Origin of the sequence: Vibrio sp. L5-1 (assembly GCF_021728315.1) — a bacterium.
Lineage (GTDB): Bacteria > Pseudomonadota > Gammaproteobacteria > Enterobacterales > Vibrionaceae > Vibrio > Vibrio splendidus_K.
Window position 1 is genome coordinate 907,458 of the sequence record NZ_JAKKCQ010000002.1, and the last position, 25,537, is coordinate 932,994.

Genomic DNA, 25,537 nt, shown 5'->3' on the forward strand with positions numbered 1-25,537 from the left:
CTAAGCTAACCCAACTTCAACCAAAATCCTTTCCGCAATGCGGTCTAGAGGGAGGTCTTCAGTAGAAATGCCAGCTTTTGCTACAGCTTGAGGCATACCATATACAACACAGCTATCTTCGTCTTGCGCCCAGATTGTCGAGCCCGCAGTTTTTAACATACGCGAACCTTCTCGACCATCAGCGCCCATACCGGTCAGTATCATAGACAAGACTTTGTCACCGTAGATCTTCGCTGCAGAGCCGAAGGTTACATCCACACAAGGTTTGTAATTCATTCGGTCGCCGCCATCGATAATTCTTAAGCGAGCAGATCCTGGACGGCCGTCAACCATCATCTGTTTACCACCAGGAGCAAGATAAGCCACTCCAGGTTTCAACACATCTCCGTCTTGTGCTTCGCGAACCTCAATCTTGCATAAGGTATTCAGTCGGCTAGCAAAAGCGGCGGTGAACGTTGCTGGCATATGCTGAACTAACACAATCGGATGTGGGTAGTGTGCAGGGATGCGCGTCAAAATTTTCTGTAGTGCAACAGGGCCACCAGTAGAAGTACCAATTGCAGTTAATTGATACTTTTTACCCGAAGCTCTGAATTTCGCCGTTGATGCAACCGCTGGTTTCACTGCTGAAGCTGCGGCTGAAATCGGTTGGCGCAATGGTGTTGAAGTTGTTGCCGGTGTAGCTGTAGCTCGTGGCGCAATAGGAGCACGGCGCATAAACGCACGCTTTGCTGCAATCTGAATCACACGTTGTTGAAGCAATGCGACAGCATCATCACGGTTACGCGCGATGTCTTCAAACTTCTTAGGTAGGAAGTCTAGCGCACCAGCGTCTAACGCATCTAACGTTGCTCTCGCACCATCATGCGTTAGCGATGAAAACATCAAAATAGGCGTTGGCGACGCAGCCATGATTTCACGAACGGCGGTGATGCCGTCCATGACAGGCATTTCGATGTCCATCGTGATTACGTCAGGTCTCAGCTGTTTCGCTTTCTCAACCGCTTCTTTACCGTTTACTGCTACATCAATGACTTCTAGGCGAGCCTCTGAGTTGATGATCTCGCTAACGCGACGACGAAAAAAACTCGAATCATCAACGACTAATACTTTAATCGCCATATTTATCCTTAAATTAAATTCTTGACGCAGCTGCGTACTGCTTCAACAAGTCCGGCACATCTAGAATCAATGCAATGTGTCCATCACTTGTAATTGTCGCGCCTGCCATTCCTGGCGTGCCCTGTAGTAGTTTATCAAGTGGCTTGATGACTACTTCTTCTTGACCAATAAGCGTATCGACAACGAAACCAACACGTTGACTACCAAGCTGTACGATAACAACATGTCCGTGCCCTTTGCGCAATTCCACAATACCCGCTTTGGGTGCTAGCCAGTTTTGCAAGTAGAACAACGGAATAGACTTATCGCGAACGATGATGGTCAGCTGGCCATCAACCACGTTAGTGCGGCTGAGGTCTAAGTGGAAAATCTCGTTTACAGAAGCCAATGGCAATGCAAATGGATGACCAGCAACACCGACCATCAAGGTTGGCAGAATCGCCAGCGTCAATGGAACCTTGATCGTGATCTTGGTGCCTTGTCCCATCTCTGAATCGATATCAATCGAGCCATTCAGTGTGTTGATCGCTGTTTTCACAACGTCCATGCCTACACCACGACCTGAGATATCCGAGATTTTTTCTTTACTTGAGAAGCCAGGAGCAAAGATAAGATTGAAACATTCTTTGTTTGATAAACGAGATGCGGCATCTTCGTCCATCAGACCACGTTTAACCGCAATAGCACGCAACGTATCAGGGTCCATGCCGCCGCCATCATCAACGATAGCCAGTTCAATGTGGTCACCTTCTTGCGAGGCGGAAAGAATCACTTTACCCGTTTGTGATTTGCCAGCCGCAATACGGGCTTCAGGCATTTCAATACCGTGATCCACAGAGTTTCTCACTAAGTGAATCAGAGGATCGGCAAGTGCTTCAACTAAATTCTTATCAAGATCCGTTTCTTCCCCGCGCATTTCAAGAACAATGTCTTTCTTCAAACTACGAGCAAGGTCGCGGACAACTCGTGGGAAACGACCAAAAACTTTCTTGATCGGCTGCATACGAGTCTTCATTACCGCACCTTGGAGGTCTGCGGTAACAACATCTAAATTCGAGACAGCTTTTGCCATCTCTTCATCGTTACTGTTTAAGCCAAGGCTTACAAGTCGATTACGAACCAACACCAGCTCACCCACCATATTCATGATGGTATCCAGTGTTGACGTGTCGACACGAACTGTAGCGTCGGCTTGTTGTTTCTTCGCTGGTACTTTAACTTCAGCTTTCGCTGGTGCTTCTTTAACAGCGACCGGTGCAGATGGCTTAGGCTTAGGAGCTACTTGTGGAGCAGGCACTGGTGCAATAGGCTTCGCTGCAGCAGGTTTAGTTGCTGCATCTAACTCTTCAATAGTTGGTCCATTACCTGAACCATGTAACTGGTCTAGTAGCTTCTCAAACTCTTCGTCGCTCATCAGGTCATCACCTTCAGACATCGCCGAAACGGGTGCGGAAGAAGGTGCTGGCGGAGGAGGAGGCGCTGAACCTACTGCCGTCGGGCTCTTGCCCGCGCCATGCAGTTCATCTAATAACTTTTCGAATTCGTCATCCGTAATATCACCGTTCTCAGCAACCGGCTGATGAGCAACAGGAGCTGGCGGCGGTGTTGGTACAGAAGATGCTGTTGGTGAACCACCTTTACCATGAAGCTCATCAAGCAGACGCTCAAACTCATCTTCAGAGATATCATCCACTGAAGATGCACTAATGCTTGCGCTTTCGACGATCGGTTCAGCAGGCGCTTCAAAAGCGGGTTCAGCGATTACTGGTGCTGGGGCTTCTACTGGAGCAGCTTCATCGGTCGACTGTGGTTTACAGAGGCGGTGAAGTTCATCCAATAAAGCTTGATCAGCTGGCACTAAAGGTTCCTGATCTTGCACGGCTTGAAACTGTACATTAACTGTATCTAGAGCCTGCAGCATCGTATCCATCAAACCTGATGTTACGCTGCGCTGGCCGTTTCGTAGAATGTCGAACACATTCTCAGCACCATGACAAGTATCCACCAGCTCAGTCAATGCTAGGAAACCAGCACCACCTTTTACTGTATGGAAACCACGGAAAATAGCATTTAATAGGTCTTTGTCGTCAGGGTTATTCTCAAGCTCTACCAGTTGTTCTGATAGGAGTTCAAGGATCTCTCCTGCTTCGACTAAAAAGTCCTGAAGAATATCTTCGTCTAAATCGTAGCTCATACGTTACCTTTAAAATCCAAGACTGGATAACAAATCGTCGACTTCATCTTGAGATGCAACAGCATCTTCACGCTCTTCTGGGTTCAGAATCGGACCTTCAGGCGCGATAGATGCTTTCTTCTCTGACTCTGGAGTTGGCTCTGTTTGATTCGCACCGAATACGGTGAGAATCTCGACCAAACGTCCTTCAACCTCATTCACCAAGGTAATAACTTTGCTAATTATCTGCCCAGTTAAATCTTGGAAATCCTGAGCCATCAAGATTTCAGTCAATTGTCCACGTAGTTCAGTACTATCGCCTTCTACTTGGACAAGCAATCCATCAATGCGGTGACATAAAGCTTTAAATTGTGCCAGCTCAATGCGGCCATGCATCAGTTCATTCCATTGAGGCCTTACTTGAAGTAAACACTCGTGTAGGTTGTCTGCAATTGGCATACAACGATCGACAGCGTCCATCGTCTTATTTGCCGCAACTTCCGTTTTATCAATGACATACTGAAGGCGATCCCTTGCATCAGGGATTTCATCATTTGCGATAACGCTGATGCGCTCATCGAAATTAAATTGAGTCAAAGAGTCATGGAGGTCGCGAGTCAAACTTCCTATTTCTTGAAGCATTGGATTGTCTTGAAGACTAAAATTGTCTTCATAAATGCTTCTAACAAGAGAATCAGCATCTTGCTGCTCATCGTTCTCAAGCAGCTCTACTAATTTTTTTGCTTGTTCTAATGAAATCATCCTGAGTTCGGCCTTACTCCGCATACTTTGTGCGCTTAGGCTATCGAGATAAACAGAGAACTTATCGGTCAGTGTTTGCCTAGAAGTGCCTAAAACTTATTGATGCTTATAAGCGATCAAAAATCTTATCAAGTTTCTCTTTCAGCGTTGCAGCAGTGAAAGGCTTCACAATGTAACCATTAACACCCGCTTGCGCTGCTTCGATGATCTGCTCACGCTTCGCTTCCGCAGTGATCATAAGCACTGGAAGGTGCTTAAGTTCTGCATCTGCGCGAATGTGTTTAAGCAGGTCAATACCTTGCATGCCTGGCATGTTCCAGTCAGTTACCACGAAATCAAATTCGCCTTTTTTCAGCATAGGTAACGCGGTTAAGCCATCGTCTGCTTCTTGAGTGTTGTTGAAACCTAAATCGCGAAGTAGGTTTTTAACAATTCGGCGCATCGTTGAAAAATCATCAACAATGAGAATTTTCATGTTTTTGTTCAAATTAGCCTCCACTGAATAGAATCAGTGTTGTTAGTCGTTCTGTGTCCAAGCACTTAACTTAGTGCGTAAACGCTGCATAGATTGGCTCAGTATTTGGCTGACACGAGATTCGCTGACACCTAGCACTTCCCCAATCTCTTTTAAATTGAGTTCTTCGTCGTAATAAAGCGAAAGCACGAGGCCTTCCCTTTCCGGAAGTTGTTTTATCGAATCGATCAAAGCTTGACGGAATGACTCATCAGCAACCCCTTGAAAGGGCGTATTATCTTGAGAGTCTTCATTCGGAGATATTACATCATCTGAGACGCCTAAATCTTCGATCCCGACCAGTCTTGAGCAATTAATATCAGTTAAAGCGTTGTGGTACTGGTCTAAACTCAGCCCCATGTGCTTTGCCACTTCGGCATCACTTGGGTCGCGGTTGAGGGTACCCTCTAATTCCGCGATTGCACTGCTGATTTCTCGATTGTTTTTATGAACCGATCTCGGCACCCAGTCACCACGGCGAATGTCATCCAACATAGCTCCGCGAATCCGAATACCTGCATACGTCTCAAAGCTTGCGCCTTTGGTACCATCATAGTTTTGTTGCGCTTCAATCAAGCCAATCATGCCAGCTTGAATTAAGTCATCAACCAAGACATTAGGCGGTAATCGCCCCAACAAGTGATGAGCGATACGTTTAACCAACACAGAATACTTCTCAAAAAAAGCCTGTTGGCTATTGTGATTAGCATGTTGATCGTAAGTAAGCGCTTTATTCACCAAATGGTTCCTCTATAAATTCAGTACGATTCAGCAGCCTTTCAACAAAGAACTCCAAGTGTCCACTTGGCGTTTTTGGTATTGGCCAGGTCAATGCTTTATTAGCCAAAGAGCTGATTGCCAATGCAGCTGGAGAGCGAGGGTACGCATCTACTACGATTTTCTGTCTCTTGACTGATTGACGTACTTTATCATCTAAAGGAATACATGCTACGAGTTCGAGGCTCACATTCAAGAAGCGCTCTGTGACCAAAGTCAACTTTGCAAATAATTCTCGGCCTTCGCGGTAGCTTCTGACCATATTTGCAACAATTTTGAATCGCTGAACTTGGTGCTCTCGGCTCAAAAGCTTGATCAGTGCATATGCATCTGTGATTGAGGTAGGCTCATCACAAACCACAACAACCACGTCTTGCGCCGCTCTTGAGAAGCTAATTACCATGTCTGAAATACCCGCAGCGGTATCAACCAACAAGATATCCATCTCATCTTCAAGCGAACCAAATGCACGAATCAACCCAGCGTGTTGAGCGTGTGAAAGTTCAGTCATGCTTTGTGTGCCAGATGTCGCTGGAATAATTCTAATTCCGTGCGGCCCTTCGACAATCGCATCCTTAAGTTCACATTCGCCAGCCAACACATGACCCAGGTTTCGTTTAGAACGAATGCCCAGCATGATGTCTACGTTAGCCAGCCCTAAGTCGGCATCCAGTACCATGACTTTCTTGCCTTGGCGAGCCATACAAATAGCCATACCTAACGTCACATTCGATTTACCGACGCCTCCCTTACCACCGGTTACAGCGATAACTTTTGTGAGTGAAGGCTTGGTTAAGCGACGGAGGCCGCTAGCTTGATCGTGTATCATATTCTCATTCATATTTATCCGCCGCCTAGAGCCCTTCAGAATCGCTATTCCAGTAATGAGGTTCATTCTCTGTAGATTTTTCTAATAACTCATTGGCCTTAGCAATCATATACTTTGGCTGAGCTATGACGATATCTTCAGGAACTCGTTGACCATTTGCTATGTAAGCAACTGGTAATGCATTTTGTATTACCACACTGATGAACTCACCCAAGCTAAGGGATTCATCCAGCTTAGTCAGGATACATCCCGACAACGGGATTCTTCTAAAGTGTTCAATGGTTTCTTGTAGTACTTTGCGCTGTGCGGTTGCAGGCAACACAAGGTAACTATTGATAACGGAACCACTCTCTTGCATCAATGTGTCTAACTGCTCAGATAGGCGAACATCTCGTTGTCCCATGCCTGCAGTATCGACCAGAATCAGGCGACGATTACGTAACTGATATATTACATCGGCCAATTCACTAGAATCTTTAGCAACTCTTACAGGACAACCCATAATTCGACCATAAATCGATAACTGCTCATGTGCACCTATACGATATGTATCCGTTGTCACTAGTGCGACGTTGTCGGCGCCATATTCCATGGCTGCGCGTGCTGCTAGCTTAGCAACCGTCGTTGTTTTACCTACGCCAGTCGGGCCCAATAAGGCCACAATACCACCGCGTTTTAAAATATCTTTTTGCGTTACTGAGATCTGGTCAGCAACCAGTGCTAACAAGGCCTTCCATGCACGTGCAGGCTTGGTATCTTCAGGGATGTAGCAAGCCATTTGATCGGCAAGTTCGGCAGATACACCCATACGTTCAAGGCGTTTGATAAGCATTGCTCTAAGCGGTTCACGACGCTCAACTTCTTGCCACATTAGCCCTGATACTTGATGCTCTAACAAACGACGAATTGAGGTCATCTCTTCACGCATCGTCTCCATTTCTGCATCTGAACCTTTCGATTGAGGGTTCTCACGACCACGATCATAACGGGTAGGATCCAAACGAGGTGCTGGACGCTCTACTCTGCGGTCTTCGGCAATCAATTTAGATAAGCCGGTTTCACGAGCAAATGCTGAATCGAGGCTCCCGTGAGTTTGTTGGTTACCGGAAGACTGCTGATTACCGGAAGATTGTTGACTGCCAAGAGACGGCTGGTTGCCGAGAGACTGACGATTACTATGCGGCTGCTGATTACTATGTGGCTTATGACCCGTGCTGGATTGGCGATTTAGCAATGCTGACAACGAGTCTTCGTTTTCAGCGCGGTGCTGTGGCTCATCATCGGCGCCATGACTGTATTGCTTTAGCATATTCGCAAAGCGTTTAGTCATTGAGCGTCCACCTTCAGCACTTGTCTGTAGGCTAACCTTGTCATCGTCTAATTGACGACGCCCTGCCGGTGCTGCGGGTGCGGCCATTTGCGTATATTGGCTTTGCGCAGGCTGCTGAGGTTTATTTAATCTCTGGCTCGCTGTCGACGGGCTAGATTCGCCATCAATAGCGGCAACAATTTCCACGCCACCTGCGACCTTTTTGTTAGACATGATCACCGCTTCTGAGCCAAGTTCTTCTTTAACTTGGAGCAGTGCGGTTCGCATATCTTTTGCAAAAAATCGTTTAATTTTCAATTCGATCGTCCGTTCTAATTAGGCGGCTTAATTACCAACAGCTTGTACTATACGTATCTGCTTTTCGTCCGGTATCTCTTGGTAAGATAACACTCTCAAGCTTGGGATCGTGTTCTTCACGAACTTAGCCAGAGTTGAACGCAATACACCAGAGGTCAGTAGCACTGCTGGCTCACCTTTCAGCTCTTGCTCTTGTGTGGCATGGCTGAGTGAGGTCTGTAAACGTTCGGCTAAACCAGGTTCAATACCAGCAGATTCTCCGCCGGATGCCTGCATGGTTTGATGCAAGATTTGTTCCAGCTCTGGAATCAAGGTTATTACGGGCAACTCTGGCTCTATACCATTGATTTCTTGAACAATTAGTCGTTTCAAAGAGATACGAACAGCCGCCGTAAGTATGTCAGGTTCTTGACTCTTACTTGAGTACTCCGACAAAGTTTGGACTATTGTTCGAATATCACGAATTGGAATGGCTTCATTCAATAGGTTCTGTAGCACTTTCACAACGACGCCAAGCTGTAATTGGTCCGGTACAAAGCCTTCCACCAGCTTAGGCGTTGAGCGGCTAAGCATCTCAAGTAAGTTCTGAACTTCTTCGTGACCAATCAGTTGTGATGCGTTATTCGTTAGCTGTTGACTGAGGTGAGTGGCCAACACGGTTGATGAATCAACAACCGTGTAACCTAAGGCTTGCGCATGTTCACGCTGCTCTTCACGAATCCACACCGCTTCTAGACCAAAGGCAGGGTCAATCGTCGGCTCACCATCGATCATTCCATACACTTGACCTGGGTTAATGGCTAATTCCATATCCGGCTTAATCTCAGCCTCACCAACCGCAACCCCCATTAAGGTGAGTCGGTAACTGTTTGGCGTCAATTCTAGGTTATCGCGGATGTGTACTGCTGGGATCAAGAAACCAAAATCTTGAGACAGCTTCTTACGCACCCCTTTAACGCGTTCAAGCAGTTCGCCACCTTGGTCTCTGTCAACTAGAGGAATCAAGCGGTAGCCAACTTCTAAGCCAATAATATCAACAGGCTGAACATCATCCCACGAAAGTTCTTTCTGAGAACCCGTCTCCCCACTCGCTTCAACCGTAGCTGGAAGGTTGGGTTGTTCGGCTTTTTTCTTGTTCTTTTTATCAATGTAATAGGCACCTGCACCTGCAACGACAGCAAGGCTCAAGAACGAGAAATGCGGCATACCCGGCACAATACCCATGATGCCAAGGATTGCAGCAGTGATCATAAGGGCTTTAGGATTATCGAACATTTGGAAGACAAGCTGCTCGCCCATGTCTTCATCGGTGTTTTGACGCGTAACCATCATCGCTGCAGCAATAGAAAGTAATAGCGATGGAATTTGAGCAACCAGACCATCACCGATAGTCAGTAGTGTATAGATTTCGATTGCTTCACCAAAACCAAGGTCAAACTGAACCATACCAATACTCAAGCCACCAATAATGTTGATGAACAAGATCAAGATACCAGCGATCGCATCACCTTTAACAAACTTAGATGCACCGTCCATTGAACCGTAGAAATCGGCTTCTTTGGTCACTTCAAAACGTCGAGTACGAGCCTGATCTTGGTCGATCAAACCTGCATTTAAGTCGGCATCGATTGCCATCTGCTTACCCGGTAAAGCATCAAGGGTAAAACGTGCACTTACTTCCGAGATACGACCCGCACCTTTGGTGACAACCATGAAGTTGATGATCATCAGGATCAAGAACACCACCAAACCAACCGCATAGTTACCACCGATAACCACGTTACCAAAGGCTTCGATAACGTTACCGGCAGCGTCACCACCCTCATGGCCATGGAGCAATACCACACGTGTCGAAGCAACGTTCAAGGCCAAGCGGAGCAGAGTCGCAATCAGGAGTACGGTCGGGAATGCAGCGAAGTCTAAAGGCCGACGGGTATAAACCGAAACCAATAGCACAACCATAGACAGTGCAATGTTGAAGGTGAAGAACATATCCAACAAGAAAGCTGGAATGGGCAGCACCACCATAGCTAGCGTTGCAAGCACCATAACAGGCGCGCCAATCGCAGGCATGGCACGGTTAGGAATTTTAGGTAGCTTGTCCGCAAAAGGCAGGGTGAATTTCATAAATCTAGGCAGTTTCGCTATGTTGTAGCTATCTCACTAAGCAGATTGAGGCCTAGGTCTAAGCTATGTTGCTATGGGCTAATATGTTCGGAATTGATATAGCAAACACTGTACCAACATCTCACGTCAAATTATCGCCATCACCTCGGAAACAAGAGGGGTAGCTAAGTTGCTATTATCAGGGTTCATCAAGCTGAGCTCAAGCAATTGATCTAATGTCGTAAATCAGGTGGGATCGGCATATTAGAATCTTGCAGTTTTGGCCTCTCTCCACCTTTTTTTCGGTATTGCTTAAGCTGGAAAACATATGCAAGTACTTGTGCAACTGCCGCAAACAGACCGTCAGGAATTTGTTGTTCTAGCTCTGTGGTGTGATAAAGCGCCCTGGCCAATGGCGGTGCTGGAATAATATAGATGTCATTTTCTCGTGCGATTTCACGGATCTTCATCGCCATGTGATCGACACCTTTAGCAACCACAATTGGTGCCTTATCTTGATTCTGCTTATAGCGCAGCGCCACTGAAAAGTGTTCCGGGTTGGTCACAATCACATCCGCTTGAGGAACGTCAGCCATCATTCGTCGTTGAGCGGCTTCTCGTTGCAGCATACGAATACGCCCTTTTACTTCGGGCTTACCTTCCGTGTCTTTGAATTCGTCTTTGACTTCTTGCTTGGTCATCTTCAGCTGATCGGCGTGTTGCCAAATCTGGAATGGGATATCAATGGCGACCACGATGAGTAGAGAACAACTGATCAACAGGATGAAGTTAAGCAAAATATCTAAGGCATGGAATATATTCTGTGGGTACACATCCATACTCAACTGCATCAAGTCATGTTGAGAAGCTTGAATCAGGTAAATGGCCATGCCCGATACCAAAGCCACTTTCAAGATAGATTTCAGCAGTTCAACCCAGCTTTGTAAGCCAAACATACGCTTGATACCACTCAAAGGATTGAGCTTAGATGCCTTTGGCATAGCGGCTTGCATTGAGAAATTGACCCCACCAACACCCGCAGCGCCAATCACAGCAGCAACGAACAAAGTGATTAGAATCAAGAACAGTGGAAACAACAAGTTTACTAGTGCGCCACCCGCTATTTCCAGTAGTTTGTTAGTATCAAAAATCTCGTCACGACTGAGTGAAAACAGGCGTTGCATGGCCTCGAACAAAGCCTTCGCCATCGATTCGCCAAACCACATTAAAGAAATCGCACCGACTATCAATACCGATGCTGACGCCAGCTCTTTTGACCTTGCAACCTGCCCTTTCTCTTTGGCCTGTTGCAAGCGTTTGGGCGTGGCGTCTTCTGTGCGCTCTTGGCCGTCTGACTCTGCCATTTCAGTCTCCTAGCAATCTAACCGGATTAGACGACATATCTGTTGCTCGCCTTGTATCCAAAATAGCTCATAGTGGCTAAACAATCCGCCAAGGATGTACCAACAAAGTAACAGACCCACGAGTAGCGCAAATGCAAAACCCAAAGAAAATATGTTTAGCTGAGGTGCAGCACGTGTCATTACACCAAATGAAAGGTTAATCGTCAGCAGCGCAATAATACCCGATAACGACATCGCTAATGCTGTTTTGAACATGATTCCAAGCCACAATGCCAGCTCTCTGAAATCGACGGCGGTTAAAGAGCCACTGCCAATCGGCAAGGTTTTAAAACTGAACACCACCAATTGCAGCATTTTCAAGTGGCCATCGGTCGCCAAGAAAAACATGGTCGCCAACAGCATGAACAGTTGGCCAAGTACTGGCGTATTTTGACCGTTCGCAGGATCGACCATAGAGGCAAAACCCAAACTCGATTGCATACCTAAAATCTGACCGAGCATAACAAAAGTTTGAATCAAAAACTGAGTAACAAACCCCATGGCGACACCAATCACGATTTGTTCAAATACCGTCAAGAATCCTTGGAAGGACAGCAGCTCAATCTCTTTAGGAACTGCTGGGATTGCGGGCATCACAGCAAAGGTGATCGCCAAACCTAAATACAGACGGATACGCGGCGACACAAAGCGTGCCCCTGTTACCGTCATCACCATCAGCATGGCTGAGATGCGAGTGTATGGCCAAAAATAATTGGCTAACCACTCTAGTACAAGGCTCGTTGGGTATTCCATATTGGTTTAATACAGAACTTGCGGCAAGCGTTCGATGAGTTCGAAAAAAAACTCCATCATCATCTGAGTCATCCAGTGAGCAAACATCATCAACGCCAATAACGTCACGATCAAACGCGGTAGGAAACTCAATGTTTGTTCGTTGATAGACGTCGCAGCTTGGAAAACCGCTACGACTAAACCAATCAATAGGCTAGGAATAATAATGGCACATACCATTATCAGTACCATCCAAAGTGCATCTCGGAACAACTCTACGAATATTTCAGGATTCATTATTCCCCCAGCTACAAGGCAAAACTGCCGGCGAGAGTGGAGAGTATCAAGTTCCAACCATCAACAAGAACGAACAGCATCAACTTAAATGGTAACGATACAATCATCGGTGACAACATCATCATACCCATAGCCATTAATACCGAGGCGACCACCAAGTCGATGATTAAGAAAGGTAAGAACAGCATGAAGCCAATTTGGAAAGCCGTTTTCAACTCCGATGTGATAAACGCTGGAATCAGAACCGCCATGGAAACATCTTCAGGGTTAGTTACTTCCGCACCCGAGATCTCAACAAAGGTTTCTAGATCTTTGATTCGGGTTTGTTTGAGCATGAAAGACTTGATCGGGCCTTGGGCAACGTCGAACGCCTGTCGTGCCGATATTTGTTCATTGAGATAAGGCTGAACCGCTTGCTCATTCACTTGATTGATCACTGGTGACATGATGAAAAAGGTCAAAAATATCGCGATCCCAATAATCACTTGGTTTGAAGGCGTTTGTTGGAGACCCATTGCCTGACGCAAAATAGACATCACCACCACAATACGGGTGAACGACGTCATCAAAATTACCATTGCCGGCAAGAAGCCAAGCATGGTCATTAGAGCCAATATCTGTAAATTGATCGAGTAGTCTTCACCACCGTTAGCATTAGTCGTCATGGTAAAGGCAGGAATACCACCACCATTTCCCGTTAAGCTGCCTGTGGTCATGGTTTGCGATGTAGCTTGATCTTTTTCCATCGAGCTGATGGTTACCGACTCAGAGCCAGCCGTATTCGCAGGGATAACTGTGCCGTCTTCGGCCTGCGCAAATACCGACCCACTGAATACGATAGAGCAGAGAAGAATGAGCTGAACTAACAGCACTTTTACCGTTCGGAATGATCCGATTTGGTAAAAGTAAGATGAATTCGAAAATCCGTTACTTATTTGCATCTTTTTTTATTAGCTGGGAAAGCTGACTTGAAAACGTACTTTTTTCCAGCATCTCCTGAGTAAGAGGTTTATCGAGCTTAGAGATCAGCTGAATGGATTGCGTAGTAATGCCGACTAAGAACTGTTCATCACCCGCTTGAACAATCGCAATGCGTTCTTTAGTTCCAACAGGAATTTGTCTAACAATGGCTAGGCCTTGTTGATTCGACATCGCTGGCACTTGCATTCGCTTGAGTAACCAAGCAATAAATAAGATGAAGGCGATAACGAAAATTAGCGACCCAAAAGTGGTCGCTAAATCTAGAGAAGGAGGCGCAGCAAAGGCAATAGAAGGCGTAGACAACAGCCCTATTCCCAATGTTCCACGGGACAAGCGTGTGATTTCACGAAACAAGCCGGTCACTCCGCTAAACAAACCAGCTATCCCGTGAGACGAGCCCACCAATCTTTTTGGCGAAAAGCGCATTAACGTAGCTTCTTAATTCGTTCTGTTTGGCTAATTACGTCAGTCAAACGAATACCAAATTTGTCGTTCACCACAACCACTTCCCCGTGCGCAATCAGAGTACCGTTAACCATCACGTCTAGTGACTCACCAGCAATTCTATCGAGCTCTACAACCGAACCTTGGTTCAATTGAAGTAAGTTACGGATACTGATCTGAGAACGGCCAACTTCCATCGAGATAGTCACTGGGATATCCATGATGGTATCCAGTTTACGACGCTCATCTTCAGAAATCGGAGACGATGAATCGGTTAGTTCATCAAGTGGTGCCGCAAGCACATCATCAACATCAATTGACGGTGCTAAAGGGTCTTCACCAAGTGCTGCAGCCCATTCGTCTGCTAGCTTTTGATCTTCACTAGGTTCCATTACCAATTCCTATACTTTTATCTATTTTGCTATTCGTCATCATCGCTGTTTTCGAGCTCAGACATTAGGTCTTTGCCTAGAAAAGCGAGATCAGTTTTGACCACATGCGGTCTTTGAATTTTTTCCGAAATCTGTACCGCGAGCTTCTCACCAGAACGCCCCATTTTCACACGATAAGTCGGCAGCTCTTCGACAAACATCGTCGCGTGTTCAGGCATGTTCATGGGAATGACATCCCCTGGGCGCAGCTCCATCAAATCACGTAGGGAAATATCTTGCTCTAACAAGTTCACGCGAAAATTGACTGGCACATCCATGATTTCATCACGCAGTGCGGTGCTCCAACGAACGTCGGTTTCCATTTTGTCTGATTGAACACCGGCATCAAGCAATTCACGAATCGGCTCAACCATGGAATAAGGCATCACGACGTGGAAATCACCACCACCGCCATCCACTTCAATGTGGAATGAACTCACAACAATCACTTCGGTTGGGCTCACAATGTTCGCCATGCTTGGGTTCACTTCAGAATCCAAATATTCAAACTCAACCCCCATCACTGGAGACCAAGCTTCTTTGTAATCTTCAAAAACAATTTTCAGCAATAACTGAATAATTCGTCTTTCTGTTGGCGTGAATTCACGGCCTTCAATCTTGGCGTGGAAACGGCCGTCACCACCGAAAAAGTTTTCTACAAGAATAAATACAAGGCGTGCTTCCATAGTGATCAGCGCCGTGCCCTTCAACGGGCGGAAACGAACCATGTTTAAACTGGTGGGTACATACAATGTGTTTTGGTACTCACCAAACTTCATCATTTGTACGCCATTGATCGACACTTCAGCCGTTTTACGTAACATATTGAACAAACTGATCCGCATATGACGTGCGAAGCGCTCGTTAATAAGTTCAAGGGTCGGCATTCGACCACGGACGATTCGATCTTGAGATGAGAAGTCGAAATTGACCGCACTGTCATTCTCGGTTTCTAAGACATCTTCAACTTCTTCAACATCATCAACGCCATGTAATAGCGCATCAATTTCGTCTTGGCTTAATAAATCGGTCACAAATTACCTATTGAATTACGAAGTCAGTGAATAACACTTTTTCAATCACAGGCTGGCCAACAGCTTGAGCCAGACTTGCTTTAATATCTTCAGTTGCCTTGTCACGCAGTTCAATTCGCCCAGTGGGTGAGCGTAATTGATCGACCGTTGCCGAAGCGAACGTGGCCAGTAGCGTACTTTCTACGAGTGGAGAGTGGTAGCGTGCGAGGTCTTCATTCTTACTGCCACGTACCATCAGCTGTGCTTTTATCTGAACTAGGCGATCTTTTTTATCCCCCGCCACGTTGAACAAGAAAGGCTGAGGAATATTAACATACATGACAGGCTCTGCTGCGACCACTGCGGTGGCTGGCTGAGACTGAGATTCAGAGGCACTATCATCGGAGCCTAAGAAAAAGAACAGCGCACCACCTATGCCAAGCAGCAAAACGACTACCGCTATAATGATGATAAGGAGCTTGCTCTTCCCTTTAGGTGCATCTTGTTCTTCTGCCATACTTTACTCTAACTTCCTGTTCTTTCGATTAACTGACGGTTCTTTCTATTAACTGACAGTACTTTCTATTAACTGATGATTCTTTCTATCAAGCGTTCTTAGCCTGATATTATGCATAATAACTAATTCCATCACGCTTTGATGCGACATTCAATTCAAGATTGCTGCCACTATCAAGGTTTTCATCACCTTGGCCATCATTTGTGCGGTTAGTGCCGGATTGTTGCTCACCATTGTTGTATCTATCCTGTCCCTGACCAGAGCTCTGTTGCTGAACTGACGAATCGGCTAGTTGTAGGCCTTGTTGAGCAAGCATCTCCCTCAAGCGAGGTAAGGTTTGTTCAATCACATCTCTTGCCTGTTGATTACTAACCGTAAAGTGCACGTTCGCCACATCATTATTCATGGTCATTCGTATTTTCATCTGACCCAATTCTGGTGGGTCGAGACGAATGTCCAAGTTCTTGAGGTTCTTCGACATCATCATTTGGACTTTTTCCGCAACCTGCTCATTGGCTAACTCTTTGGTGAGCTGTAAAGGCGCTTGTTGAGCAGCTTGAATTTCAGCTCGTGTAGGTGCTGAACCAACCGTTGCTGTACCTTGTGCACCAGCCGCAGAAGCGATCTGCTGGGCCAAGGTCGAATCTTTAGAATCTTCTTTAGCACCCGCTTTACCCAAACCAGACAATGCAGCGGCACCAGCGCCCGCTTTAAGAAGCGCGTCAGTCGAGCTTGCTTTTGTGGCCGCTGGCGTTGCATTCATCGCTAAGCTTTGTGCCGTTAAGCTTGGGTCTAAAGCCGCTTGCTGCTGCATTGGAGCGGCATTCCCTTGTTGTAATTGCTGAACTGCTGCCTGTTGAGCCGCATGCGCATTATTGGCGTGCAGCATTGCCGCCTTATCCGTAAGAGCATTATTTGTTGATTGAGAAGCGGCCTGCGCTGATACTTGTTGTGCAGCCGTCGCTACTGCAGCTGTTGATGCCACCGCGGCTAAGGCTTTGGCTTCATTTGAATCAGTGTTGTCCCAATCAATAGCGGCGGGTTCACCGGGTGTGCTGTTCACGTTCGGAGCTTGGCTTAGTAAAGCCGTTGCTTGCTGTTGAACATTGGTTAGCTGTTGATTTAATACTTCTAAGTTAGAAGTTGCTTGAGCCAGCGCAGCTTGCTCATCGACGGTCAACTTAGCGCCACTTTGTTGCTTATGAACCAGACCATCGACAACAGACTGTTCTGATTCGATCTGTCCATTCAATTGGTTTAACGCTTTGGTATGGGCATCAACCTGTTTTGCAAGTTCCATATCCGCTGCTGAGAGTGCTTGACTCTGATCGGCAGCAACCGAACTGGCCGCGTTCTTTTGGCGCAACTCTCGGCTCATACTCGCTTCAATTTGTTCTGGGGTGACGCCTTTATCCATCAACTGTCGAATTTCATCATCAGTCAACTGTGATACACCCTTACCTCCGGTAAGCACGGCAATTTCAGAATCGATCTCAAGACCGTTTTCTTGATTTGTTGCATTGGTTTGTTGTGCCGGTTTACCCACGGTGTCGGTCGCAAGAACGCCCACAGCAGTCGCACCTACAATCTTGCCTTGAGCTTCATCAGCCTTCACTTGCTGAGGCAAGCCTTTGCCGTTGTCAGGTTGATTCAGTGTTTTGTTTGCCTCGTCCAACTGACCAAGCAATTTATTGCCTTCACTCATCGCAGCACTAGCTTGAGATGCCCCCTGAGCATTCAGCTCTGCGGATTGTGTATCAGAATCACTATTAACCAGAGCTTTCTGGGACTGGTCACCTTTGGGCTGAGCCGCAGCCAAGGTATCGTCATCAGACGGTTTCGACGAGGCTTTATCGCTCGACGGTGAATTTAGTTCAGACGTATGTTCAGTAGCTGCGTTGCTAGTAGCCGTATTTTCAACATCCCTCGCTGCTTTAGCTTGCTTGGTTTGAGCTTCGCTAGCCTCATCAGCGTTCTTAGACTCAGTTGAATCACCTTTAGTCTTTTCAGCCGATACTTCGTCTTCCGAAGAGGTCTGTTTATCGTTAGATTTTGAGGCGTCATCAGTGTCTTTTACTGCCGCTTTGCTGTCACTTTCTTCAAAGCCTAGCGCTTCTTTAAAAGACTCTAAGAAACCTTTAGAGTCGCCGGTCTCTTCTACCTTTGAAGAGGCAGAACCGGTGTCCAACAACGATGACGTTTTGTTGGTCGCTGAATTTGAGGAAAGGCTAACATTCATATATACAAGCTCTATCTACTAGCTTTGCTGCCATAAATCGGACAACAAAAAGAAAGTCGGGTGCTTTTCATGCCTTTACTGGGCATAACGCGCAATTTTATATAAAACGGAGCAAGAAACATGCCTATTAGTTCTGTTCTCACAATCTGAACGGCAACACCTTCGTCATTCAGGGCTTAGGATCACATCTTCTTTCGGCCATACATCAGCGTCGAGAACTCATCCATTTGCTTTTGTTCTCTTTGATCTTGCAGCTTTGCCTTCTCTTTCTGTTTTTTCTCCATCAACCACTCGTAGGATTTACGCTTTTTACGTAGCTCCATCCAGTAGTTTTGGCAGTTGTCGACTTGGTTTTTAAAATGGTGCTCCGCTTCTCTCTGTTTAGATAATGTTTCATCTAGTTGAGTTAAAAAACGGTTCAAGTGACCATACTGACTCGCTGTGAGTCCTGCTTTTCCGCGGTCAATAAGTTGCTGACAGTAATCAAGTCGGTACTTTTCAATCTGAGCGACCTGCTCATAGTAACCTTGAAGCTCTGAATTCGCTTTGTTGAGCGCGAGTACGGCTTGGTTCTCTTGATCCTTGGCTTGGTCGAGCAAAAATTCTAATGCGTTATCCATGACTAACCTTATTCATTCGTTAGCCACCCAATACATGTTTCAACATGTTGACACACATGTCATAGGGAACCGTTTCTTTCATTTTTTGCTGTAGGTACTCATCCAACCTCGGTTTCAAGGTGAAGGCACTATCAATGGCAGGATCAGTCCCCGGTTTGTAAGCGCCAATCGATACCAAATCTTGGTTTTTACGACAGATAGACAGTACTTGGCGCACCGCTTTCGACATCAATACATGTTCTTCGGTGGTGATTTGCGGCATAACACGACTGACGGATTTCTCGACATCAATCGCAGGATAATGTCCGGCATCAGCCATCTCACGCGATAAAACGATGTGACCATCAAGAATCGCTCGTGACGCATCGGCAATGGGGTCTTGTAAGTCATCACCTTCAGTTAAAACGGTAAAGAAAGCCGTGATAGAGCCTTGTTCATCGTTGCCGTTACCCGCACGTTCCACCAGCGCAGGAAGCTTGGCGAATACTGATGGCGGATAACCTTTAGTTGCTGGCGGCTCACCCACAGACAGAGCAATTTCACGCTGAGCCTGAGCAAAACGGGTCAATGAATCCATTAATAAAAGAACATCTAAACCTTGGTCGCGGAAGTACTCAGCTACAGCCAGTGCAGTTTGGCAACCTTTCAATCGCATCAGCGGCGATGAATCCGCAGGAGCAGCGACCACCACAGATCGTTTGCGTCCATCTTCGCCAAGAATCTCTTCAATAAATTCTTTAACTTCTCGTCCACGCTCACCGATTAGACCCACCACCACCACTTGCGCGGTTGTGCCTCGAGTCATCATCCCGAGCGTGACCGACTTACCGACACCGGAACCAGCAAACAGACCAATACGCTGACCTTTACCTACCGTCAGCAAGCCGTTTATGGCCTTCAAGCCGACATCGAGCGGTTCAGAAATCGGTTTTCGAGCTAAAGGGTTGATTGGCTCAGCATTAAATGAAGCGCGTTGTTCGGTATAGATGGGACCTAGCCCATCAAGTGGATTACCCACACCGTCGATCACTCGGCCAAGCAATTCCATTCCAACAGGGATACCGCTTTCAGTGGTCACGGGGGTCACACGAGCGCCAGGTAATATCCCAGTGATTTGTTCACTCGGCATCAAAAATAAGTTATCGCCAGAGAAGCCGACGACTTCGGCTTCCATCTGACCAGACATGGTTTCTACTAAACACAGGCTGCCGATGGGTGCTTTACAGCCGGTCGCTTCAAGCGTTAAGCCAACAACGCGTACTAACTTACCAGAGGCAATTGGTCGCGATTTTAGCCCTTCGACTTTGTATTGGCTAAGACGATTTGCTAATTCAAGCATTACTCATGACCCTGATGACGGTTTGCGCCACAGAAGTTTTGAATGACGTTTTTCACACGGTCTTCCATGCGGTAGTTAACGCTCGACTCACCCGCTTCGATTTGTACGTCACCACGGTTGAGTGCAGGCTCTGCAACTAACGTCCAATTGCGGCAATCCAATTCAGTTTCGCCATACGCAGAACGAATAATCGCGACGTCTTCGGGATTAAGCTTCAATGTGATCGCATGACCTGAGATCGGCAACGACTCGACCGACTCTTTGACGGTATCTAATATGATTTGTGGGTTGGTTTGCACTTCAACATGAACCACTTCTTTGACCATGGTCAGTACCATGTCCACCAATTGCTTCTCTACCTGAGCGTTCATCAGCTCTAACGGTTGAGCAAACTGGTTGGCTAGCCCCATAAAGATGGCAACTTGCTGCTGAATGTACTCTTGACCAGCAGTCACGCCTTCAAGCTTGCCGGCTTGGTTGCCTTCTTCGTGGCCTGCAACAAACCCTTCTTCTTTACCTTTATCGTAACCCTGTTTAAAGCCAGCTTCTTGCCCTTGATGAAGCCCTTCTTGATAAGCACCTTGCTTAATCAGTTCGATTTGCTCTTCAGTCAGAACAAGCTCTTCGTCTTCAATGGCTTCTTCAACCGTCGGCATCCAACTAGGATCGTAATTAAAGGCCGTTTCTTTGGCTTGTTTATTCACATCAGAGGTGTAGTCAGGCAACCCCCATTTTTGAGGTTGGGCAACCGTATTATCTTCTTCAGGGCGAAGGAAGCCGCGTTTTCTATCACCTGACATATCAGTACCTATCTATGAATGCGTCCAGCTGCATGTAAATTCAAGCCGTTGAACGGAGTTAATCTTGGGTTCGAGATTGGATAAAGAAAAGCCCCAACAGTGTGGGGCTCTTGAGGTTTCTGTATTAAAGGAACTCGTCGGCGCCACCAGACAGCATAATCTCGCCACTGTCTGCCATCTTCCTCGCAATACCCAATATCTCTTTTTGAGCCGCTTCCACGTCAGAGACTTTTACTGGCGGCATCGCCTCAATGTCGTCTCTCATCATATCGGCAGCACGTTTAGACATGTTCTTGAAGATCTTCTCACGTAGACCGTCATCAGCACCTTTAAGCGCTTTTTGTAGAACGTCTTGTGGAACATCACGCAGCAGTCGTTGAACACCTTGGTCATCAACTTCAATAAGGTTTTCAAAGACAAACATAAGATCTTGAATCTGCGTTGCCATATCTTCGTCTTGATCTCGGATTTGATCCATCAAGACGCCTTCCACATTATTGTCCATGTAGTTCATGATCTCAGCCGCGGCTTTCAGGCCACCAATTTTGGCAGCTTGAGCACCCGCTTGACCCGCAAACTGTTTCTCCATGATTTCATTCAATTCAGCAAGAGCCGAAGGTTGAACTTCTTCAAGGTTAGCGATACGCATCATCAGATCCAGACGAACTCTTTCTGGGAATTGAGACAGAATCTCAGCCGACTGATCAGAATCGAGGTACGACAATACAATGGTTTGAATCTGAGGGTGCTCGTTGATGATGATACTCGCCACCTGACGAGGATCCATCCACTTAAGTGAGTCCAAACCTTTCGAGCCAGTACCAAGAAGGATTTGGTCAACAAGGTTATTCGCCTTGTCTTCACCCAAGGCAGCGACCAGCGCATTACGCATGAAGTCTTCACTGCCCATACCAATGTTGGTGTACTTCTGAATATCATCTAAGAAAGCACGGTGAACCGCTCCCACTTTTTCTTGGGATAGATCAGTAGCTCGCGCCATTGCACTACCCACACGCTGAACCTGCTTTGGCTCTAGGTGACGAATAATACCAGCAGCATCTTCTTCATTTAAACTTAGTAACAAGATCGCAGCACGTTCGTCGCCTGAGATAGAATCGATATCCACGCTAGAGACATCAAGCACTTCACCGCCTTCCGTTTGTTGTGGAACTATTTCGTTAGCCATCTACCATCCAATTCTTAACTACTTGAGCTGCTAGCTCTGGTTCATTCGCTACAAGTGCACGTACTGCTTTCAGCACGTCTTCGTCTTTATGAAGGTTTGGTAAGTCGATGCTTGAACCAAATTCAAACAACTCGCCACCTTCAATATCACCACCAATTAAGCTGGTTTCGCCGTCGGCACCAATTGGCATACCATCAGGGCCGTACATTTGGTCGTCGTCGTCAGCTGCTGGGTTAAGCAGTTTCTTCATTGCAGGGCGAACAAGTACCAATACCACGACAATAATAACCAACGCGCTCGCAAACCAGCGTACCCAATCATTGAAGTTTGGATGCTCCCAAATTGGCACATCAGCGACAACATCCGTCACTTGTGGTGCGAACTGCATGCTTAACACATTGAGTAAATCGCCACGATTTTCATCAAAACCGACAGTACCAATCAGTACCTGACGAATCGCATTAATTTCGCTGGCAGGGATTGGCGTATGAACCACTTCGCCCGTATCAGGGTTCAGTGATTGACGGTCTTTGATCGCTACCGATACCGTCTGACGGTTAACCGTGCCGCTCTGTTTACGTTCATGGCTGATGGTTGTGTCTAGCTCAAAGTTTCGGGTCGCTTCTTTGTGAATCGAGCCTTGCCCCGTCATCGCACCGTCTTTCATCTGAGCAACATCTTGGGGAATTGAAGCATCTGCAGGAGGCTGGTTACTCAAAGCACCAGGAATACCAGCCACAGTGTTGCCGTTGTTGTAATCTTCTAACGTGTATTCACTTCGAGTCGCTGGCGTATTCGGATCAAAACGTTTTCTCGTTTGTTCCACTGCACTAAAATCAAGCTGAATATCAACCTGAGCGGTATAGTTACCAAACCCAAGAATAGGAATTAGGATAGAGTCAATTTTTTCACGCAGCGCTTGCTCTTGATTGCGCTCTAGCTCATGTTCTTTACGACGCGCAGCTGACATCGGGTCTTGAGAACCTGAGTTCAACAGTCGGCCATGCTGATCGGTCACCGTGATACGTGAGGTTTTCATTCCCGGAACGGCACTTGCCACCATGTCGACAACAGAATCAACTTCTTGCTGCTTGAGGTTACTGCCCGTTTTCAGAGTCAGAAATACGGAAGCTGAGGCTTCTTGATTGTGACGAACAAAGACACTCTGCTTTGGCAAGGCTAATAAAACCTGAGCTTTACGTACCTGTTTCATCTGCTCAATGGCTTTCGCAAGCTGTCTTTCACGACTTAACTTAAGGCGCTCTTGCTCTAAACGTTGTGATACACCAAAACCCATGTCTTGCATGAGGATGTCATCACCGGCGTTTCGCTCTTGATTCAAACCCGCTCGTACCATATTAAGCTTTAATGAGTTGTACTCACTAGCCGGTACCGAGATAGTGTTACCTTCAAGAGTGTATTCGATCTTTTGTAGATCCAAGTAATCAAGAACGGGAATCAACTCTTCTGTTTCATAAGCCCCTAATGGACGCATTTCTGGCTCTTTCACCCAGAAAAACAGCATCACAATCAGCGCTACACAGATAGAAATAGATAGGACTAAGACGACCTGACGAAGTAAATCGAGATCACCGACGGCCATATCGAACTTAGAGGAACTGCGTTCACCTAGATCGGGATTTTGCCCTTCCCCATCAAGCTCCGAACCTGCAATGAGTGCATGGTCATTGCTATCGCTTACGGTTAAATCTGTTGTTTGACTATTATCTGCCACTATTTAATTACCCAACTTATACCGGCATATTCATCAGCTCTTTGTACGATTCGACCAATCTATTTCTAATTTGGATCGTCGCCTCAAAAGCCACACTAGATTTATTACGAGCAATCATCACGTCCGATAGAGACACGCTTTGGTCGCCACTATCAAAACGAGCTTGAAGATCACCTGAGGTTTTTTGTAATGAGTTCACGTTATTAATGGCCTGCGTCAGCATGTTGCCAAAATCTGCACCGACCGCTTGCCCCGTTGCAGCAGGACGCGCGCTAGCAGCTTCAACCATCATTGCCTGCATTTCGCCTTGTAAACCATCTATTCTCATCTACTACCTCAGGAGTCAAAATTATGACTATCTATTTAGCTGTATTATTGACAGAGCAATTAGCGTGCCACACATTAAATTGACTAGATATCGTAATACACTAGTCAGAAAGCTGACACTACTAACCTATCCTCAGTTTGGGATATCTATCCCAGCATCGCGCATCTTTGCCAACTTATAACGCAATGTACGAGGACTAATGCCCAACTTTTCTGCCATTTCTTTGCGTCGGCCATTACAAGCGATCAGCGTCTCAAGAATAATCGCATACTCTTGATCTCTAAGCTCATTACCTAACCCTTCGCTGCTGGCAGCCAGTTTATTGATTGGACTCGCTTCAGCTATCGGCTTAATTTCTGGCGCTGCAACACTGTTGCCTTCAACAATTTGCTGTAGGCCACTTGCGTCTTGCCAATCGACACCTTCAAGTAAGATGTGCTCACCTGAAATATTTTCTTGCTCACTCAGAATTAGAGCGCGCTGCACGACATTATCCAGTTCACGCACATTACCCGGCCACGGATAATTGACGAGCTTATTGATGGCTTGCTCGGACAGAACAGGAACGGGCATACCAAGTTTGGTGCAATGGCGCTCAACCAAGTGCTTCGCAAGCGGCTCAATATCGCCTTTACGTTCACACAGTGCTGGCCAAGTAATTGGAAATACATTCAGGCGGTAGTATAAATCCTCACGGAAATTCCCTTCAGAAACATACTGCTTTAGGTCGCGGTTACTGGTTGCCAGAACACGAACATCCAGTTTGATACTCTTGCGGCTACCAAGACGTTCAACTTCGCGCTCTTGCAACACGCGCAGTAGTTTCGCTTGTAGGCTAAGATCCATTTCACTGATCTCATCCAACAAAATAGTACCGCCTTGAGCTTGCTCAAATTTACCAGGACAAGCTTGAATAGCACCAGTAAATGCGCCTTTATCGTAGCCAAACAGTGTTGCTTCCAACATGTTATCTGGAATCGCGGCACAGTTAATCGCAACAAACGGACCGTCTTTACGGCTCGAAGCGTTGTGAATATAGCGAGACATCACCTCTTTACCAGAACCACTTGGCCCCAAAACCATGACGTTAGCATCGGTTCTAGCCACCTTATCAGCCAACATCATTAGTTTGATGCTTTTCTCATCGGCAACGATGGCATCGCCATTATCATCCGATTTTACGGGAGCGTAACGGCTCACCATATTAAGCAGCACTTCAGGCGCAAATGGCTTTGCCATATAGTCTATAGCGCCCTCTTTCATTGCGGCAACGGCGTCTTCAATGTTGGCATACGCTGTCATCAACAATACTGGTAGATTTGGCCAATGCTGCTTGATATTTCTTAGCAGTGCTAAGCCGCCCATACCTGCCATCTGCACATCAGAGACAACAATATCAACGGAGTTCGATTTCAATTTTACCAGAGCATCTTCCGCACAATCCGCTTCCAGCCATTCATAGCCAGCAAGCGCGAGAGTGTCGACAAGGGCTTCGCGTAGACCTTCATCATCTTCGACGATTAACACTTTGCTTTGAGCCATAGGATTCTCCAGTGTAAATT

Annotated in this window: 24 protein-coding genes; all 24 read right to left on the minus strand. The window is 46.5% G+C overall.

The window, feature by feature from the left end; genetic code table 11:
• The 24 genes from L3V35_RS10860 to L3V35_RS10975 all read right to left on the minus strand — a co-directional run bounded on the left by L3V35_RS10860 (position 1) and on the right by L3V35_RS10975 (position 25,517).
• Positions 1–1,122 carry a chemotaxis response regulator protein-glutamate methylesterase gene (locus tag L3V35_RS10860; RefSeq protein WP_237299653.1) on the minus strand — a complete coding sequence of 374 codons (1,122 nt, stop codon included), beginning with the start codon at positions 1,120–1,122 and terminating at the stop codon, positions 1–3.
• Positions 1,123–1,135: 13 nt separating this feature from the next.
• Positions 1,136–3,316, minus strand: coding sequence for a chemotaxis protein CheA (locus tag L3V35_RS10865; protein WP_054548162.1), 2,181 nt, complete (start codon positions 3,314–3,316; stop codon positions 1,136–1,138).
• 9 nt (positions 3,317–3,325) lie between these two features.
• Positions 3,326–4,057, minus strand: coding sequence for a protein phosphatase CheZ (locus tag L3V35_RS10870; RefSeq protein ID WP_017076811.1), 732 nt, complete (start codon positions 4,055–4,057; stop codon positions 3,326–3,328).
• A 106-nt stretch (positions 4,058–4,163) separates the two neighbouring features.
• Positions 4,164–4,532, minus strand: coding sequence for a chemotaxis response regulator CheY (gene cheY, locus L3V35_RS10875; protein WP_016767062.1), 369 nt, complete (start codon positions 4,530–4,532; stop codon positions 4,164–4,166).
• A 42-nt stretch (positions 4,533–4,574) separates the two neighbouring features.
• A complete protein-coding gene (locus L3V35_RS10880) occupies positions 4,575–5,309 on the minus strand; it encodes an RNA polymerase sigma factor FliA (RefSeq protein WP_017076812.1) in 735 nt (244 codons plus the stop codon).
• Positions 5,302–6,189 (minus strand): MinD/ParA family protein, encoded by an 888-nt coding sequence (locus L3V35_RS10885; protein WP_004736216.1) that lies wholly within the window; start codon positions 6,187–6,189, stop codon positions 5,302–5,304. The genes L3V35_RS10880 and L3V35_RS10885 overlap by 8 nt, the downstream gene beginning before the upstream one ends.
• Before the next feature lie 13 nt (positions 6,190–6,202).
• A complete protein-coding gene (gene flhF, locus L3V35_RS10890) occupies positions 6,203–7,804 on the minus strand; it encodes a flagellar biosynthesis protein FlhF (protein WP_237299655.1) in 1,602 nt (533 codons plus the stop codon).
• Between the two features lie 27 nt (positions 7,805–7,831).
• Positions 7,832–9,931: a flagellar biosynthesis protein FlhA gene (gene flhA, locus L3V35_RS10895; protein ID WP_102540310.1), complete on the minus strand. Its 2,100-nt coding sequence runs from the start codon at positions 9,929–9,931 to the stop codon at positions 7,832–7,834.
• A 212-nt stretch (positions 9,932–10,143) separates the two neighbouring features.
• Complete coding sequence (gene flhB, locus L3V35_RS10900; protein ID WP_004736213.1) at positions 10,144–11,274, minus strand: flagellar biosynthesis protein FlhB; 1,131 nt, start codon at positions 11,272–11,274, stop codon at positions 10,144–10,146.
• Between the two features lie 9 nt (positions 11,275–11,283).
• Positions 11,284–12,066, minus strand: coding sequence for a flagellar biosynthetic protein FliR (fliR, locus tag L3V35_RS10905; RefSeq protein ID WP_004736212.1), 783 nt, complete (start codon positions 12,064–12,066; stop codon positions 11,284–11,286).
• A 6-nt stretch (positions 12,067–12,072) separates the two neighbouring features.
• Positions 12,073–12,342: a flagellar biosynthesis protein FliQ gene (gene fliQ / locus L3V35_RS10910; RefSeq protein WP_004736211.1), complete on the minus strand. Its 270-nt coding sequence runs from the start codon at positions 12,340–12,342 to the stop codon at positions 12,073–12,075.
• Positions 12,343–12,353: 11 nt separating this feature from the next.
• Entirely contained in the window at positions 12,354–13,283 is a 930-nt protein-coding gene (gene fliP, locus L3V35_RS10915; protein WP_017073197.1) for a flagellar type III secretion system pore protein FliP, read from the minus strand.
• The gene (gene fliO, locus L3V35_RS10920; protein WP_114633109.1) at positions 13,270–13,749 is read right to left on the minus strand and encodes a flagellar biosynthetic protein FliO; all 480 of its coding nucleotides are present in this window, start codon (positions 13,747–13,749) and stop codon (positions 13,270–13,272) included. Before fliO ends, fliP begins: the two co-directional genes overlap by 14 nt.
• Positions 13,749–14,159 carry a flagellar motor switch protein FliN gene (gene fliN / locus L3V35_RS10925; protein ID WP_004736208.1) on the minus strand — a complete coding sequence of 137 codons (411 nt, stop codon included), beginning with the start codon at positions 14,157–14,159 and terminating at the stop codon, positions 13,749–13,751. Before fliN ends, fliO begins: the two co-directional genes overlap by 1 nt.
• A gap of 29 nt (positions 14,160–14,188) precedes the next feature.
• Positions 14,189–15,232, minus strand: a complete 1,044-nt coding sequence (gene fliM / locus L3V35_RS10930) for a flagellar motor switch protein FliM (protein WP_004736207.1) — start codon at positions 15,230–15,232, stop codon at positions 14,189–14,191.
• A 7-nt stretch (positions 15,233–15,239) separates the two neighbouring features.
• Positions 15,240–15,728, minus strand: coding sequence for a flagellar basal body-associated protein FliL (gene fliL / locus L3V35_RS10935; protein ID WP_237299657.1), 489 nt, complete (start codon positions 15,726–15,728; stop codon positions 15,240–15,242).
• Between the two features lie 109 nt (positions 15,729–15,837).
• A complete protein-coding gene (locus tag L3V35_RS10940) occupies positions 15,838–17,967 on the minus strand; it encodes a flagellar hook-length control protein FliK (protein ID WP_237299658.1) in 2,130 nt (709 codons plus the stop codon).
• Positions 17,968–18,149: 182 nt separating this feature from the next.
• Entirely contained in the window at positions 18,150–18,587 is a 438-nt protein-coding gene (gene fliJ / locus L3V35_RS10945; protein ID WP_017076818.1) for a flagellar export protein FliJ, read from the minus strand.
• A gap of 19 nt (positions 18,588–18,606) precedes the next feature.
• Entirely contained in the window at positions 18,607–19,926 is a 1,320-nt protein-coding gene (gene fliI, locus L3V35_RS10950; RefSeq protein WP_010439337.1) for a flagellar protein export ATPase FliI, read from the minus strand.
• The gene (fliH, locus tag L3V35_RS10955) at positions 19,926–20,726 is read right to left on the minus strand and encodes a flagellar assembly protein FliH (RefSeq protein ID WP_237299661.1); all 801 of its coding nucleotides are present in this window, start codon (positions 20,724–20,726) and stop codon (positions 19,926–19,928) included. Before fliH ends, fliI begins: the two co-directional genes overlap by 1 nt.
• Before the next feature lie 124 nt (positions 20,727–20,850).
• Complete coding sequence (gene fliG, locus L3V35_RS10960) at positions 20,851–21,912, minus strand: flagellar motor switch protein FliG (protein WP_004736200.1); 1,062 nt, start codon at positions 21,910–21,912, stop codon at positions 20,851–20,853.
• Positions 21,905–23,647 carry a flagellar basal-body MS-ring/collar protein FliF gene (gene fliF, locus L3V35_RS10965; protein WP_237299662.1) on the minus strand — a complete coding sequence of 581 codons (1,743 nt, stop codon included), beginning with the start codon at positions 23,645–23,647 and terminating at the stop codon, positions 21,905–21,907. Before fliF ends, fliG begins: the two co-directional genes overlap by 8 nt.
• Positions 23,648–23,663: 16 nt before the next feature.
• A complete protein-coding gene (fliE, locus tag L3V35_RS10970) occupies positions 23,664–23,975 on the minus strand; it encodes a flagellar hook-basal body complex protein FliE (protein WP_004736198.1) in 312 nt (103 codons plus the stop codon).
• Between the two features lie 132 nt (positions 23,976–24,107).
• On the minus strand, positions 24,108–25,517 hold the full coding sequence (locus L3V35_RS10975; RefSeq protein ID WP_237299664.1) for a sigma-54 dependent transcriptional regulator: 1,410 nt from the start codon (positions 25,515–25,517) through the stop codon (positions 24,108–24,110).
• Between the last annotated feature and the right edge of the window lie 20 nt (positions 25,518–25,537).